Source organism: Paraburkholderia sp. BCC1884 (assembly GCF_900996225.1).
Taxonomy (GTDB): Bacteria; Pseudomonadota; Gammaproteobacteria; order Burkholderiales; family Burkholderiaceae; genus Paraburkholderia.
Genome location: NZ_CAAJGL010000079.1, coordinates 239542 through 254380, shown reverse-complemented (window position 1 = coordinate 254380; position 14839 = coordinate 239542). Strand labels below are relative to the sequence as shown.

General features: G+C 64.0%; 14 protein-coding genes. 4 read left to right on the top strand and 10 right to left on the bottom strand.

Going from position 1 to position 14839, the window contains the following annotated elements; genetic code table 11:
* The first annotated feature begins 85 nt into the window (after positions 1-85).
* Positions 86-646 (top strand): hypothetical protein, encoded by a 561-nt coding sequence (locus tag FQ705_RS16580; RefSeq protein WP_144142927.1) that lies wholly within the window; start codon positions 86-88, stop codon positions 644-646.
* 13 nt (positions 647-659) lie between these two features.
* Here FQ705_RS16580 and FQ705_RS16575 read toward each other — a convergent pair whose 3' ends face one another.
* Positions 660-1325 (bottom strand): hypothetical protein, encoded by a 666-nt coding sequence (locus FQ705_RS16575; RefSeq protein ID WP_144142925.1) that lies wholly within the window; start codon positions 1323-1325, stop codon positions 660-662.
* 315 nt (positions 1326-1640) lie between these two features.
* On the opposite strand from FQ705_RS16575, the gene FQ705_RS34110 reads away from it, so the two are divergent.
* A complete protein-coding gene (locus FQ705_RS34110) occupies positions 1641-1778 on the top strand; it encodes a hypothetical protein (protein WP_186307885.1) in 138 nt (45 codons plus the stop codon).
* A 268-nt stretch (positions 1779-2046) separates the two neighbouring features.
* Here FQ705_RS34110 and hutG read toward each other — a convergent pair whose 3' ends face one another.
* From hutG to FQ705_RS16535, 8 genes are all read right to left on the bottom strand, one after another.
* Positions 2047-2859, bottom strand: coding sequence for an N-formylglutamate deformylase (gene hutG, locus FQ705_RS16570; protein WP_144142923.1), 813 nt, complete (start codon positions 2857-2859; stop codon positions 2047-2049).
* 29 nt (positions 2860-2888) lie between these two features.
* Positions 2889-4292 carry a formimidoylglutamate deiminase gene (locus FQ705_RS16565; RefSeq protein ID WP_144142921.1) on the bottom strand — a complete coding sequence of 468 codons (1404 nt, stop codon included), beginning with the start codon at positions 4290-4292 and terminating at the stop codon, positions 2889-2891.
* 9 nt (positions 4293-4301) lie between these two features.
* Entirely contained in the window at positions 4302-5525 is a 1224-nt protein-coding gene (hutI, locus tag FQ705_RS16560) for an imidazolonepropionase (RefSeq protein WP_144142919.1), read from the bottom strand.
* Positions 5526-5607: 82 nt separating this feature from the next.
* The gene (locus FQ705_RS16555) at positions 5608-6273 is read right to left on the bottom strand and encodes a HutD family protein (protein ID WP_144142917.1); all 666 of its coding nucleotides are present in this window, start codon (positions 6271-6273) and stop codon (positions 5608-5610) included.
* Position 6274: 1 nt separating this feature from the next.
* Positions 6275-7963 carry a urocanate hydratase gene (gene hutU, locus FQ705_RS16550; RefSeq protein ID WP_144142915.1) on the bottom strand — a complete coding sequence of 563 codons (1689 nt, stop codon included), beginning with the start codon at positions 7961-7963 and terminating at the stop codon, positions 6275-6277.
* 52 nt (positions 7964-8015) lie between these two features.
* Complete coding sequence (hutC, locus tag FQ705_RS16545) at positions 8016-8711, bottom strand: histidine utilization repressor (protein ID WP_144142913.1); 696 nt, start codon at positions 8709-8711, stop codon at positions 8016-8018.
* Between the two features lie 8 nt (positions 8712-8719).
* The gene (gene hutH, locus FQ705_RS16540) at positions 8720-10243 is read right to left on the bottom strand and encodes a histidine ammonia-lyase (RefSeq protein ID WP_186307884.1); all 1524 of its coding nucleotides are present in this window, start codon (positions 10241-10243) and stop codon (positions 8720-8722) included.
* 309 nt (positions 10244-10552) lie between these two features.
* Entirely contained in the window at positions 10553-11449 is an 897-nt protein-coding gene (locus FQ705_RS16535) for a LysR family transcriptional regulator (protein WP_144142911.1), read from the bottom strand.
* A 105-nt stretch (positions 11450-11554) separates the two neighbouring features.
* Between FQ705_RS16535 and FQ705_RS16530 the strand changes: the two genes are divergently transcribed.
* Together FQ705_RS16530 and FQ705_RS16525 are read left to right on the top strand one after the other, a co-directional pair.
* Positions 11555-12460, top strand: coding sequence for an NAD-dependent epimerase/dehydratase family protein (locus FQ705_RS16530; RefSeq protein WP_144142909.1), 906 nt, complete (start codon positions 11555-11557; stop codon positions 12458-12460).
* 134 nt (positions 12461-12594) lie between these two features.
* A complete protein-coding gene (locus FQ705_RS16525; RefSeq protein ID WP_144142907.1) occupies positions 12595-12777 on the top strand; it encodes a hypothetical protein in 183 nt (60 codons plus the stop codon).
* A 398-nt stretch (positions 12778-13175) separates the two neighbouring features.
* Here FQ705_RS16525 and FQ705_RS16520 read toward each other — a convergent pair whose 3' ends face one another.
* Positions 13176-14558, bottom strand: a complete 1383-nt coding sequence (locus FQ705_RS16520; protein ID WP_144142905.1) for an NCS2 family permease — start codon at positions 14556-14558, stop codon at positions 13176-13178.
* Positions 14559-14839: the final 281 nt, after the last annotated feature.

Below are 14839 nucleotides of genomic sequence, written 5' to 3'. Positions count from 1 at the left end.
GTATCCTGGTTTTAGCACATCGGCGGCTCGCGTGTTTTTGCTGCTTGCGCCGGGGCGAATCGACTCTCAACCCAAGGAGCACCTCATGTTGACCACGCTGGAAAACGACTTCGACAACGGCTTCCTGAACGCCTTGCGCGCGCCCGCACGAGCCGCCACCATCGCCGCTGCGGACGACTGCTACGGCTGGATGATCGGCACGTGGGAGATGGACGTCCTGCACTATCGCGTCGGCCTCGGCGGCGTGCGCCGGCGCGGCGAAATTCATTGCGGCTGGGTACTGGAAGGCCGTGCCGTGCAGGACGTATGGATCATGCCGCCGGGCGACCATCCGGATGACCCGGCCGCCGCCCACTCGATGTACGGCTCGACCCTGCGTATCTGGGACCCGGCATTACAAGCCTGGCGCGTGACGTTCGTCAATCCGGCGACGGGCCAACGCAACGACCTGATCGGCCGGCGCATCGGCCGCGATCTGGTCCAGATCGGCACACGCGCCGACGGCACGCCGATTCGCTGGAATTTCACCGAGATTACGCAGGATTCGTTCCGGTGGACTGGCGTCGCGCTCGCGCAGGACGGCGTCACGTGGACGCTCCAGGCCGAGTTTCAGGCGCGGCGCAGCACGCCAGTTTCTGCGCGGTAAGGCAAGCGGGTGCTCACTCGGTCTCGCCGAGCTGCCCCAGTAGCGCCTGCAACTTCTCGACGTGCCTGAGCAGCAGATGGCGATGTTTTTCAATCTGCTCCAGACGTCCCGCCAGATCCGCCTGGATCGGGTCGTCGAGTTCGGCGGCGGCGATGACCTCCTCCACCTTGGAGCGCATCGACGCGAGTTCCACGGGCGCATGACTCAGATGCCGCTCGAAACGCCGCACGTCCTGAATCGCCACGTCGCGCACCTTGCGGAAATGCGCCTGACGCCGATGCGCTTCGGCGTCGAGCGTCTCTTCCTCGACGCGTTTGGCGGGCCCCGGCTGGCCAAAAATCGGCTCGGGCGGCCGCAACACCGTCTTCTTTCTCACCGGATGCGCCGTGCCGCGAAAACGCGCGAGCGGCTGCTCGTTGTCGATCGCTTCACGCGCGTTGGCGGGAATGTCCTGCGCGCCGTGCGCTACATTCATCCAGCCACCCGGCAATCCCGTGACGGCTTCGATCCCGCGCACGAACTCCTCGCTGAATTCGCGCTGGCCGGACAGCATCAGTTTCAGATAGCTCGCGGAGAAGGTCATCATGCGCGCGAGTCGCGTCGCCGCGCCGACCTCGCGAGTCAACAGCACCAGGTTTGCCCGCCAGACCGGGAGCAGCAATTCGTCGGAATCTTCCATCGCTGGGTCTTCCATCTTTTGCCCGATGTAGAGACGACCCGCTCGCGCGTGTCATCGATTTGAAAGGGTAGCCGACCGGGCGCGGGATGCGCAATGGCCGCCTGCTCGAAGCGAGCCGCCGACGTGTCGAAATGACATGCTCCAGCGCGCCCACTTCCGGCTCTGATCCATCGCTTCGTCCGGCGTTTTGAGTTGACCTATGCTTTCGTCCAGTGTTCCTGGGCGCGGCGCGCGGTGTGTGGCATGCTTTCCTCCCGTTGCGGCACGGCCCGTGCTTCAGCGTTAGTACCCCAACACTGAATTAAGGATTTTGTAATGAAGAAGATCGTCCTCGCCCTTGCTGCCGCTATCGTCGCTATGAGCGCCATCGCTCCCGCACAGGCTGAAGAGCATCACCACCCCGTATGCCACAAAGTGCGCGTCCATCATCACTGGGAAAAGCACTGCCATTGATGATAAAGCCGCCCCAACGGGTGCGGCGCGCATCGCAAAGCCCCGTCATCAACGGGGCTTTTTTGTTTCTGGCGGGGACAGCGCGGCAACCGTCGAGACGGACAACGTGCTCTACGTTCTGCGCGAAAACGGCAGCGCGCAATCACGGTCACAAGCTGTTACACCTTGGATGTGCGGGCCGACACGAAGACGGCGCCGCGTGGCGCGGCAGCGTCGCTCGTGTGGAAAAGGTGAGACGAATACTCGAAGCGCTCTGGACTGCGACCGCTCAAGCGGCCTTGACGCGCTCCAGCGCAGTGACGACGAGTTCCTGCAGGAGCGGCTCGACCTTCGCAGCGAGCGTCTCGTCGTACGCGTAAGGCATCTGCTCCTCCATATAAGCGATCTGCGAGAGTTCGAGTTGCAAGGCGTGAATGCCCTGGGCGGGCTGACCATACTCCCGCGTGATGTAGCCACCCTTGAAGCGCCCGTTGGCGATCGCCGAATAGCCGCCATGCCGTTCGACCACGGCGGCCATTTCCTCGGCCAATCCCGCCACGGCGCTCGCACCGTTCGAGGTGCCGAAGTTGAAATCCGGCAAGCGTCCTTCGAAAAAACGCGGCACGTGCGAGCGGATCGAGTGCGCTTCCCACAACAGCACCTTGCCGTGTTTCGCTTTCAGTGCCGCCAGCTCGTCGACGAGCGCGGCGTGATAAGGCTTCCAGTAAGCGTCGCGGCGACGCGCCGTTTCAGCCTCGGTCGGCAGATGTCCGTCGAGATACAGCGGCTCCTTGTCGAACGTATCGACCGGCAGCAGACCCGTCGTGTCCTGCCCCGGATAGAGGTTCGCACCGTCGGGCGGACGATTCAGATCGATCACGTAGCGCGCATTCGACGGCGCGAGGATCGATGCGCCCATGCGCCTCGCGAAAGCATAGAGACGGTCGAGATGCCAGTCGCAATCCTCGGTGCGGTGCGCGGCAGGCGTCATGGTCGCGGCAATATCGGCGGGAATCTGCGTGCCGACGTGCGGAATGGAGATCAGCAACGGCAAGCTTCCCTGGTGCAGCGAGAAAACCGGCGGAGTGTTCGAAGCAGTCATGTCAGTCCGGAATCGATAAGATCAATGGATCATTTCAGCAACTGGGCGAGCGCCACGCGATAGCGCGCGTATGCGCCCTCTTCGTCGCGATGCCGACGGTTGTCCACCACTTTCTCGCCGCCGGTGTAGACGTCGCGAATCGGCGTCTCGCCATGCTCGCAGAATACAACGCCCGACAGCCAGGCGTCCGACTGATGCTCCGCGATGCTCGAATGATTCGCGTCGAGCACGAGCCAGTCCGCGCGGCGGCCCGGCTGCAACGCGCCGACCGCGCGGCCGGTGGCACGCGCGCCGCCGTCGAGCGCGGCATCGAACAGACGGTCGGCCACGTGCGTGGCGTGCGGCGACGCCAGCACGTTGCGCTGCCGGCGCGTGAGACGCTGGCCATATTCGAGCAGGCGCAACTCGGCGCGCCAGTCGACGCCGATGTGACTGTCCGAGCCGATGCCGATGCGCCCTTGCGCGTCGAGATATTCTTGCGCCGGGAAAATGCCGTCGCCGAGATTGGCTTCGGTGGTCAGACACAAACCGGCGACTGCACCGCTGCTGGCGAGCGCCTGCGTTTCGCTTGCGTCCACATGTGTCGCGTGCACGAGACACCACCGGCTGTCGACCTCGAAACGATCCAGCAGCCACTGCACCGGACGCACTCCCTCCGTTTCGATGCAGGCGTCGACTTCGGCAGTCTGCTCGGCGATATGGATATGCACCGGCGCATCGGCCTCGATGCCACCGAGCAACGCCTGTAACGAATCGGCCGACACCGCGCGCAACGAATGCGGCGCCACGCCATACCGCAAGCCGCCGTTTTCCGCGCGTGCCGCGCGCAGCGTGGCGAGCAAAGCAAGCAGACTGTCCGGCGTATTGATGAAACGCTGCTGATCCTCACGCGGCGCGCGCGAACCGAAACCGCTGTACTGATACAGCACCGGCAGCATCGTCATGCCGATGCCGCTCGCCGATGCCGCATCCACCACGCGTTGCGCCAGTTCCGCCTGGTTCGCGTAGCGACCGCCGTCCGGCGTGTGATGCACGTAATGAAACTCGCACACCGACGTGTAGCCCGCTTTCAGCATTTCGATGTACAACCACTGCGCGACCGAGGCCAGGCCTTCCGGCGTGATGCGCGCGGCAAAGCGGTACATCAGGTCGCGCCAGCTCCAGAAATTATCCGTAGCGTTCGCGCGATATTCGGTGAGGCCTGCCATCGCGCGTTGGAACGCATGCGAGTGAAGGTTTGGCATCCCTGGCAATACGGGACCGGCGGCATGCTGCACGCCGGCCGCAACCGTGGCCGTATCTGTGTCCGGCGCGACGGTGGTCAGCGTGCCGTTTGCGTCCCACTCGAGCAGCACGTTGCGGCGCCAGCCGTCGGGCAGGTAGGCATGCGCGGCGTACAGCGCGCGATTCGGTTGAGGGGTTGATTGTGTCATCGTTAAAACCTAGCTCGGCTCGCGCCGCGTATAGACAGTTTCGCCCGCGCGCACGACTCTCGCGCACAGCGGGCGCCCAATCCAGTAAGCCAGTTCGGCCAAAGAATCGACCGACCACACCGCGAAATCCGCCGCGCGCCCTGGCGCCAGTTCGCCATGCCGATCGGCCTGGCCGAGCGCGCGCGCCGCGTGTGAGCTCACGCCTTGCAGCACTTCGGGCACCGTCATGCGGAACAGGGTGGTGGCCATGTTCATCATCAGCAACAACGAGGTGGCGGGCGACGTGCCGGGGTTGCTGTCGGTTGAAATCGCGATCGGCACTTGATAACGCCGCAGCAAATCCAGCGGCGGCAGTTGCGTCTCGCGGATGAAGTAGTACGCGCCGGGCAACAACACGGCCACGGTCCCCGCTTCTTTCATCGCGGCCACGCCGGCTTCGTCGAGGAATTCGAGGTGATCGGCCGACAGCGCGCCGTGGCGCGCCGCCAGTGCCGCGCCGCCCGCGTTCGACAACTGCTCGGCATGCATCTTCACGGGCAGTCGATAGCGCTCGGCGGCATTGAACACGCGCTCGCTCTGCTCCAGCGAAAAACCGATGCGCTCGCAGAAAACATCGACGGCATCGACGAGGCCTTCGTCAACGAGCGCGGGCAGCATCGTGTTGCAGACTTCGTCGATGTAGGCGTCGGCACGGCCGGCGAATTCGGGCGGCAACGCGTGCGCGCCGAGAAACGTCGTGTAGACGCTGACCGGATAGCGCTCGCCCAATTGCCGCGCGACGCGCAGCATCTTGCGCTCACTCGCGAGGTCGAGGCCGTAGCCGGATTTGATTTCGACAGCCGTCACACCTTCGGCCAGCAGCGGTTCGAGTCGCGCCGCCGATTGGCGCAACAGCGAGGCTTCATCCGCGGCGCGCGTGGCGCGCACTGTCGAGACGATCCCGCCGCCCTGCCGCGCGATTTCTTCGTAGCTGACGCCCGCAAGACGTTGTGCGAATTCGTCCGCGCGCTGACCGCCATACACGAGGTGCGTGTGGCAGTCGACCAGGCCCGGCGTCACCCACGCGCCGTGCAGATCTTCGCGCGGCCACGTGGCATAGCACGCGGGCAAATCCGCGGCTGCGCCAAGCCAGGCGACCTGGCCGTCTTCAACGGCGATTGCCGCATCGGTCAGCGTATGTTCGGGATTGCCTTGCGGGCAAAGTTTGAGGTGATGCCAGACGGTTTGCTTCATCGCGTGCTCATTGCAGCTCGTTGCGTGTCCGTGGTGGTTCGCGCGCGCGTCTCGTGCCCATGAACGTACGCGCGAATCGTCGTCATCGTTGCGTGTAGCGGATCGTGATCGCTAGTAGCGCGCCCGCGCCCTGAACGGTGCAGTGGAGCGCATTGGGCGTATCGATGCGTAATGTGTCGCCCGCTTCGAGCGACACCGGCTGTGCATCGGCCGGCGTGACCGAGACCGCACCGCTCGCGCAGTACAGCAGCGCCACGTCGCCGGACACGATGCGTTGCGTGTCCTGCTGCCGGTCCGCACGCCAGACCTCGAGTTCGCCCTGCGCCGCGTCGCGCCGCACCATCAGGTTGAAATCGCGTGTCGCACCATCGACGAGGCGTGCGTCGATGCGCGCCTCGCCGGCGAAACGGGCCATGTCGAGCGCTTGCGTCAACGTGTGCGTTTTCACGCGCTGCGCGTCGTTCGCCGAAGCAACCGCCGGCGCTTCGTCGAGCAGCATGCCCGCGCCGGATAGCAGCACGAGCGTGCGATCGATGCCCTCGAAGCGCGAAAACGGCCCCGCTTGCCCGACATCGGCCACGCTCACGCGCCACACGAAGCGATCGAGCCCGGCGCCGCGCGCATCGCGTTCCTCAGCGGAAAACGCCGCGATTTCACGCGTGACGCCGCCGCCGTTCTTCCACGGCGCCGCTACGAGTTCGGCGCCGCGAAGCAGCGTGAAGCGGGCCTTGCAACCGAGCACCGTCACGTCAACGGCCCAGCATCGGCAGATTGAGACCGGCCTCGCGCGCCGTTTCCTGCGCGAGTTCGTAGCCGGCGTCCGCGTGACGCATCACACCCGTGGCCGGATCGTTGAACAGCACGCGGCCGAGGCGTTCTTTGGCCGCGTCCGTGCCGTCGGCGACGATCACGACGCCCGAGTGCTGGCTGAAGCCCATGCCAACCCCGCCGCCGTGATGCAGCGACACCCACGATGCGCCGCCTGCCGTGTTGAGCAGTGCGTTGAGCAACGGCCAGTCGCTGACCGCGTCCGAGCCGTCTTTCATCGATTCCGTTTCGCGATTCGGGCTCGCTACCGAACCGGTGTCGAGGTGATCGCGACCGATCACGATCGGCGCTTTCAGTTCACCGTTCTTCACCATCTCGTTGAACGCCTGGCCCAGACGATAGCGATCCTTCACACCGACCCAGCAAATCCGCGCCGGCAAGCCCTGGAACGCGATGCGTTCGCGCGCCATGTCGAGCCAGTTGTGCAGATGCGGATCATCGGGAATCAGTTCCTTGACCTTCGCATCGGTCTTGTAGATGTCCTCCGGATCGCCCGACAGCGCAACCCAGCGGAACGGACCCTTGCCTTCGCAGAACAGCGGGCGGATGTAGGCCGGCACGAAGCCCGGGAAATCGAAGGCGTTTTCCACGCCCATTTCCAGCGCCATCTGACGGATGTTGTTGCCGTAGTCGAGCGTGGCCGCGCCACGTTCCTGCAGCGTTAGCATGGACTGCACCTGCCTGGCCATCGACTGCTTGGCCGGCGTGACGATGCTGTCCGGCGCGGTCTTCTGACGTTCGCGCCAGTCTTCCACTGTCCAGCCTTGCGGCAGGTAGCCGTGAATCGGATCGTGCGCGCTGGTCTGATCGGTCACGCAGTCCGGCGTGATGCCGCGCGTCACGCACTCGGCGAACACGTCTACCGCATTGCCCACCAGACCGATCGACACCGGCTTGCCGGCCTGCTTCGCTTCCTCGAGCATGGCGAGCGCTTCATCGAGCGTGTGGGCTTTTTTATCGACGTAACGCGTCTTCAGACGCATGTCGATGCGCGACTCGTCGCACTCCACCGCGATCATCGAGAAACCCGCCATGGTGGCCGCGAGCGGTTGCGCGCCGCCCATGCCGCCGAGACCGCCGGTCAGGATCCAGCGGCCCTTCGGGTCGCCGTTGAAATGCTGGTTCGCCACCGAGTAGAACGTCTCGTACGTGCCCTGCACGATGCCCTGACTACCGATGTAAATCCAGCTGCCCGCCGTCATCTGGCCGTACATCATCAGGCCCTTGCGGTCGAGTTCGTGGAAGTGTTCCCACGTCGCCCAATGCGGCACGAGGTTCGAATTCGCCAGCAACACGCGCGGCGCATCCGCGTGCGTGCGAAACACGCCGACCGGCTTGCCCGACTGGATCAGCAGCGTCTCGTCTTCGTTCAGGTCTTTCAACGACTGGAGAATCTGATCGAAGCAATCCCAGTTACGCGCGGCGCGGCCAATGCCGCCGTACACCACCAGCGCATGCGGATGCTCGGCGACTTCCGGGTCCAGGTTGTTCTGGATCATCCGGTACGCGGCTTCCGCGATCCAGGTCTTGCAGGTCTTTTCCGCGCCGCGCGGTGCGCGGATCGTGCGGGTCGGGTCGAGTCGCGGGTCGATGTGTTTCGGGTTGTTCATGATGGCCCTCGGATTGCTCAAAATGGTCGGGAGATTTGAAGAAACGGTGACGTCAGAAATGTCCGGTGAAGCGATAGCGGCTGCCGGGATGCCAGAGATTGGCAATCGAAGCGACCTGGCTTTGCGACCACGTGCGCCGATGCAGCACGAGGCACGGTTCGAGTTCGTCCATGGTCAGCAAGGCGCGCGTGTCGGGGTCGGCCGCCAGCGCCTCGATGCGGTACTCGACGCGCTGCAACGGCGCCACCCGCACGAGATACTGGTTCGGCGTGGTGTTGGTGAAGTCCTGCAGCGCATATTCGGGCGCGACTACCGGATTGACCCAGCGCTCTTCGAGCTGCACCGGCTCGTCGTTTTCGAAATGCAGCACGCGCGAATGAAACACCGGACTGCCCGCGCTCACCTGCATTTCCTCGGCGAGCGCCGCATCGGCGATGCTCGCGCCGATATGCAGCACCTTTGCCTGATGCCGATGACCGCGCCCGATGATTTCGTCGGAGATGCTGCGGATCGCCACCAGCGTCGACTCGTACTTGGGACGCGCCACGAAAGTACCCGACCCTTGCACGCGCGTGAGCACCTGCTCCGACGTCAACTCGCGCAAGGCGCGGTTGACCGTCATGCGGGCCACGCTGAACTCGCGCGCGAGTTCGTTTTCGGAGGGCACCTGGTCGCCTTCACCCCATTCGCCCGCATGAATGCGCGCGAGGATAAAGTCCTTGATGCCCTGGTAAGCCGGTGCGTTCATGGGCTGTTTTACTGCTCGGAGGCGAACGAGAACGGGCTCAGCTTCGCGATCGTGCCGTTTTGCACGAGGCGCGTGACGGCCGCGATATCCGGCGCGAAATAATGATCGAGCTCGTAATGCGCGACGTCCTTGCGCACCGTGTCCATCACTTTCTGCAGGCTCGGGCTGGTCTTGTGCGGTGCGCGCAGATCGACGCCTTGCGCGGCGGCGAGCAATTCGATCGACAGAATATTGGCGGTGTTTTCAGCGATGTCGCCGAGCTTGCGCGCAGCGAACGTCGCCATCGACACGTGATCTTCCTGATTGGCCGAGGTCGGCAGCGAATCGACCGAAGCCGGATGCGCCAGCGTCTTGTTCTCCGAGGCGAGCGCGGCGGCCGTCACGTGAGCGATCATGAAGCCCGAGTTCACGCCGCCATCGCGAACGAGGAACGGCGGCAGGCCCGACAGCGTGGCATCGATCAGCAAGGCGATGCGGCGTTCCGCCAGCGCGCCGATTTCAGCAACGGCGAGCGCGAGGTTGTCGGCAGCGAAGGCCACCGGTTCGGCGTGAAAGTTGCCACCCGACAGCACTTCGCCGGTGTCCGGGAAAATCAGCGGATTGTCGGACACGGCGTTCGCTTCCAGCAGCAGCACGTTGGCCGCGTGACGCATCTGGTCCAGACACGCGCCCATCACTTGCGGCTGACAGCGCAGGCTGTACGGGTCCTGCACCTTGTCGCAATCTGCGTGCGAGACGTTGATGCCCGAGCCGTCCAATAGCGAACGGTAAGCCGTTGCCGCGTCGATCTGGCCTTGATGGCCGCGCAGTTCGTGAATGCGCGGGTCGAACGGCTTGACCGAGCCCATGGCCGCATCCACCGACAACGCGCCCGACACCAGCGCCGTGCGGTACAGGTCTTCGATTGCGAACATGTTGTAGAGCGCGAGCGCGGTGGACGCCTGCGTGCCGTTGAGCAACGCGAGGCCTTCCTTGGCTTGCAGCGTGAGCGGCTTGAGACCGACCAGCGCGAGGCCTTCGGTGGCCGCCATGCGCTCGCCCTTCGCGAACACTTCGCCGACGCCCAGCAGCGCCGCCGACATATGCGCGAGCGGCGCGAGGTCGCCGGAAGCGCCCACCGAACCCTTGACCGGAATCACCGGCAGCACGTCGGCGTTGTACAGCGTGATCAGCGCTTCCATCACTTCGCGGCGGATGCCCGAGTGACCGCGACCCAGGCTCGACAGCTTCAGCGCGATCAGCAGACGCACGACCGGACGCGACATCGGCTCACCCACGCCGACCGCGTGCGAGAGCACCAGATTGCGTTGCAGCAGTTCGAGTTGATCGTGCGGAATGTGCGTGCTGGCAAGACGCCCAAAGCCGGTGTTGATGCCGTAGGCCGGTTCGCCCTTCGCCGCGATATCGGCGACGGCTTGCGCGCAGGCGTCGATCGCGGCGTGGCTGGCCGGATCGAGCTTGAGCGCGACGTGTTCGCGAGCGATCTGGCGCAGTTGCGGGAGGGTCAGGTGGCCGGGCTTCAAAGTCATCATGATGGTTGTCATCCTGTCTATACAATTTGAGAGAAGTCTAGCGGCGCTGGCTTGTATATACAACTTGTTTTTAAATGCCCGGCCTAGGGGTTTTCATTAAGGTGGCCCGTGTCCGCAGGATGCGGGCGGCGTCGCGTTGGCGTCCAGATCGGGCTTCGACTGTAGAGAAGACGCTCTCCCGGTCACAACTTGTATATACACCTTCAAAATCAGCGGCGCCACGCGACCAAAAAAATGCCGCGCCCCGGCGGTGGCCACACGCCGGGGTCGATGAGAGTGTTATAGGAGAGGCGAGCGCGGGTCGCGCGCCTAGAGATTCACGCGCGTCGCGATGAAATCCAGAAAACACTGCACACGGCCGGCCAGCGACGCGCTCTGATAAAACACCGCACTCACCTGCTGACGCTCGTCCATCAGCACGTGCTCGAGAATCGGCACGAGACGTCCGTCGCGCACATCGGCGGCGGTCATGAAGCTGGCGAGGCAGGCGATGCCCCATCCTGACAGCGCCAGTTGCCGGATCGTCTCGCCGCTCGAGGCGGTCATCGCCGGTTCGATTTTCAGCAGTTCGGCTTTGCCCTTGCGGCCCTCGCGCAGCGGCCAGCGATTCAGGTGCTCGGGCGCGGTAAAGCCGATCAGCCGATGCCCACGCAAAGCATCGATCGATTTGGGCTCGCCATGTTCGGCCAGATACGCCGGACTGGCGAGCACGCTCAGCTTGCTGCTGCCGAACACCCGCGCGTGCAGGGTCGAATCCTGCAGCGCGCCGATCCGGATCGCGATATCCACCTTCTGTTCGAGCAGATCGACGATCCGCTCGTTGCTGGTCAACTCGAGCCGGATCTCCGGATAGAGCTGGGAAAACGCCGCCATATGCGGCGCCACGCAATGCAGCATGAAGGGCGACGCCGCATCCACGCGCAGTCGCCCCGATGGCCGTTCCCGGCCGCGCGTGACGGACTCCTCCGCCTCCTCCATCGCCGCGAGAATCGCCCGCGCGCGTCGCAGGAAGGCCTCGCCCTCCTCGGTCAGTTGCAGACGGCGGGTGGTACGCCGCACGAGCGCGGTGTCGAGTTTCTTTTCGAGGCGCGTGAGAGCCCGGCTCACGCCGGACACCGTTTGCCCCAGCTTTTCCGCAGCCGCCGTGATCGAGCCGCTGTCGATCACCGTGACGAATACCAGTAACTCGTCGGTGGAAGTTTTCATTGTTGATTTCAAATCAAGATTGATTTGAGACTAACACGCTTTTTGCGAGAATCAAGTCGGCGGATACTGCACGCATTCCATCGTATTTCCCTCAAGGAGAACGTCTTGAAAGTATTCGTCACTGGCGCCAGCGGTTTCATCGGCGGTTCGATCGCAGCGCATCTGGCACGCGCCGGGCACACAGTGCGCGGCCTGATCCGCAATGCCGGACAGAGCGCCGAGTTGCAGCGGCTGGGGATCGAGCCGGTCATCGGCACGCTCGACGACCGCGCGTTGCTGATTGCCGAAGCGCAAGCCGCCGACGCCGTCATCAACGCGGCAAGCAGCGATCATGAAGGCGCGGTGCAAGCGCTGATCGACGGCCTCGCCGGTTCCGGCAAGGTGTTTCTGCATACGAGCGGTTCGAGCATCGTCGGCGATGCGTCGGGCGGCGAAGCGGGCGCGGCGCGCGTTTATCACGAGGACACGCTGCCCGAGCCGACCGCCGACAAGGCCGCTCGCGTCGCTATCGATCAACTGGTGCTGAAGGCCGCGCGCCAGAACATCCGCTCGGCCGTGCTCTGCAATACGCTGATTTACGGCGACGGCGCCGTAGCCGGCAGCGCGAGCGTGCAGTTGCCGCGTCTCGTGCGTCAGGCGCAAAAGAGCGGCGTGGTGCGTCACGTCGGCAGCGGCGGCAATACGTGGTCGAACGTCCATATCGACGACGTCGCCGAGTTGTATCGCCTCGCGCTGGAAAGAACGCCGGCGGGCATGTTCTATTTCGTGGAAAGCGGCGAAGCGTCGTTCCGCGACATGAGCGCCGCGATTGCCCGCGCGATGAAACTCGGCGAGGCACAAGACTGGCCGCTCGAAGAAGCGCAAAAGGAATGGGGCTATGAAATGGCCTCGTATGGCCTCGGCTCGAATAGCCGCGTGCGCGGCGAGCGCGCTCGCAAACTGCTCGACTGGCAGCCGAAACGCACCTCCGTGACCGACTGGATCGAGCACGATATGAAGGTCGAAAAATGAGCGGCGGCGGCGCGCGCCGGCTGTAAGCCGTGTAAGTGTCGCCGTTGCGAATTCGTAATCTCCACTCGCTAGAATCCGGCTCATTGTCCGTGCGATCCGACTGTCCGGGTTGCACACGAGTCCGGATTCGATCGATGACTTTCGCGCTGAATTTCGATTGGCTGACCAATCTGCTAGCGATTCTTTTCGTCGTCGCGTGCCTATACGATGCACGCTACGACGAATACGGCACGTTGACGCTGTCAGCGGCCGCGATGGGGCTCGCCGTCATGGCCATCGAGCTGTTCCTCAAGCCCGCATTCGATATGTCGCTCTGAACATAACGCTGCGCAACGCAACGCCATGTCCCCGACATTCCGTTCAGACTCCCCTTCCGCTTCGAATCAGACCGGCCAGAGCGTCGCCGAGGCGCACGCGGCACAACTGCCGTGCGCTTCATCGTCGTAGCGGTCGTCATGCTTCACCCAGTCGGTCCGATTGCTTTCGTCCGCTCGTCGAGAGCGAGACACCAGTCGCGCGCAAGAAAGACGCCTGAAGCAAGCCGCAAAAAAGAAACGCGGCGCGCCGCAGATACAAACCTGCCACGCGCCGCGCAAAGGTGGAGAACAACCGACTACACGTCCGAACCAGGCGGCCGATACCGCATCGCCCTGTTCTCGCGTTACAGCAAAAAACGTTTCTCGCTCACCGACTCACTCGTGAGCCCGCTGCACGACTAGATCGCCCAGCCGCCCAGATAGAAGCCGACCAGCACCGCGGCGATCACCACCGTGCCGACATTCAGCTTGCGGTACTCGCCGCTCACTACGCGGCCGATCACCAGCGTCGCGAAGCCGAGCATGATGCCCGTCACGATGTTGGCGGTCAGCACGATGAACACCGCACACATCAGGCCCGACATCGAGTCGACCATGTCGTCCATATGCAGCTTGCTGACGTTCGAGAGCATCAGCAGACCGACGTACATCAGCGCGGGCGCCGTTGCATACGAAGGCACGAGACTGGCCAGCGGCGAGAAGAACATCACCACGAGGAACAGCAGACCGACCACGGCCGCAGCCATGCCCGTCTTCGCGCCCGCTGCGACACCCACCGTCGATTCGATATACGCCGCCGCCGGTGCGCCGCCGAGCAGGCCCGAGAAGATCGAGCTCAGCGAGTCCGCCGTCAAGGCGCGGCCACCGTTGATGATGCGGCCGTTTTCATCGAGTTGACCCGCCTGCCCCGCGACGGCGCGGATCGTGCCGGTGGCGTCGAACACGGCCGTCATCACGAGTGCCAGCACGCTCGGCAGCACCGCCATCGACAGCGCGCCCTTGATGTCCATTGCGCCGATCAGCGAGGCATGGCCCGGTGCGCTCAGCGACGGCACCGCGAACACGCCATGGAACGCCACCGCCGGATCGATCGCCAAAGCAATCGCCGAGATCGCGACGATCACGATCAGGATGGAGCCCGGCACGCGACGGCGCACCAGACCGAAGATCGCCGCCAGCCCCGCTACCGACATGATCGCCGGCAAGGCCGTGATATTGCCAAGCGCAACCGGCAAACCGGCACCCGGGTTCTTCACGACGAGGCCCACGTCGTTGGCGGCGATCAGCAGCAGGAACAGGCCAATGCCGATCCCCGTGCCGTGCGCGATGCCGGTCGGCAGATTGCGCAGGATCCACGAACGCACGCCCGTCACCGAGATCGCCGTGAACACCACGCCCATCAGAAACACGGCGCCGAGTGCGACGTTCGGATGCAGGCCCTTACCGAGCACGAGGCCGAACGCGGTGAACGCGGTCAGTGAAATCGCACAGCCGATCGCGATCGGCAGACGCGCCCACACGCCCATCAGCAGCGAGCCGAACGCCGTGGTCAGGCAGACGGCGACGAACACCGCGCTGGTGTCGAAGCCCGCTTTGCCGAACATGCCCGGCACGACGAATACGGAATAGACCATCGCGAGGAAGGTCGTGATGCCCGCGACGATTTCCTGACGCTGCGAACTGCCACGCGAGGAGATTTCGAAGTAACGGTCGAGAAAGCCCTTTCCGTCGAATGATTCGGCGCCGACTTCAGAAATCGGTTGGGCGTGGGGTTCCATCATGATGAGTGCCTCCTTTATCAGCGTGCTGAAACAGCCGTCGATGCGGCCGTCATCAGGTTCGTCTCGTTGCGTTGGTTTAGTGGGACGTCGTCTCTTTTTTGCTGTCTCGAAATGTAGGGCAACACAAATATGTCTCCCATCGCATGAATGGCATGCCGCACATGTCGCGACGCGTATATCGCTTAAGGGACGGCAAAGCAGCCAACCCGCCCGCGTGTTTACACCTACGGTTTGTCATGAAGATGTGGAAGGGTATTGAGCACTTTGCGCAGCGAAATCGG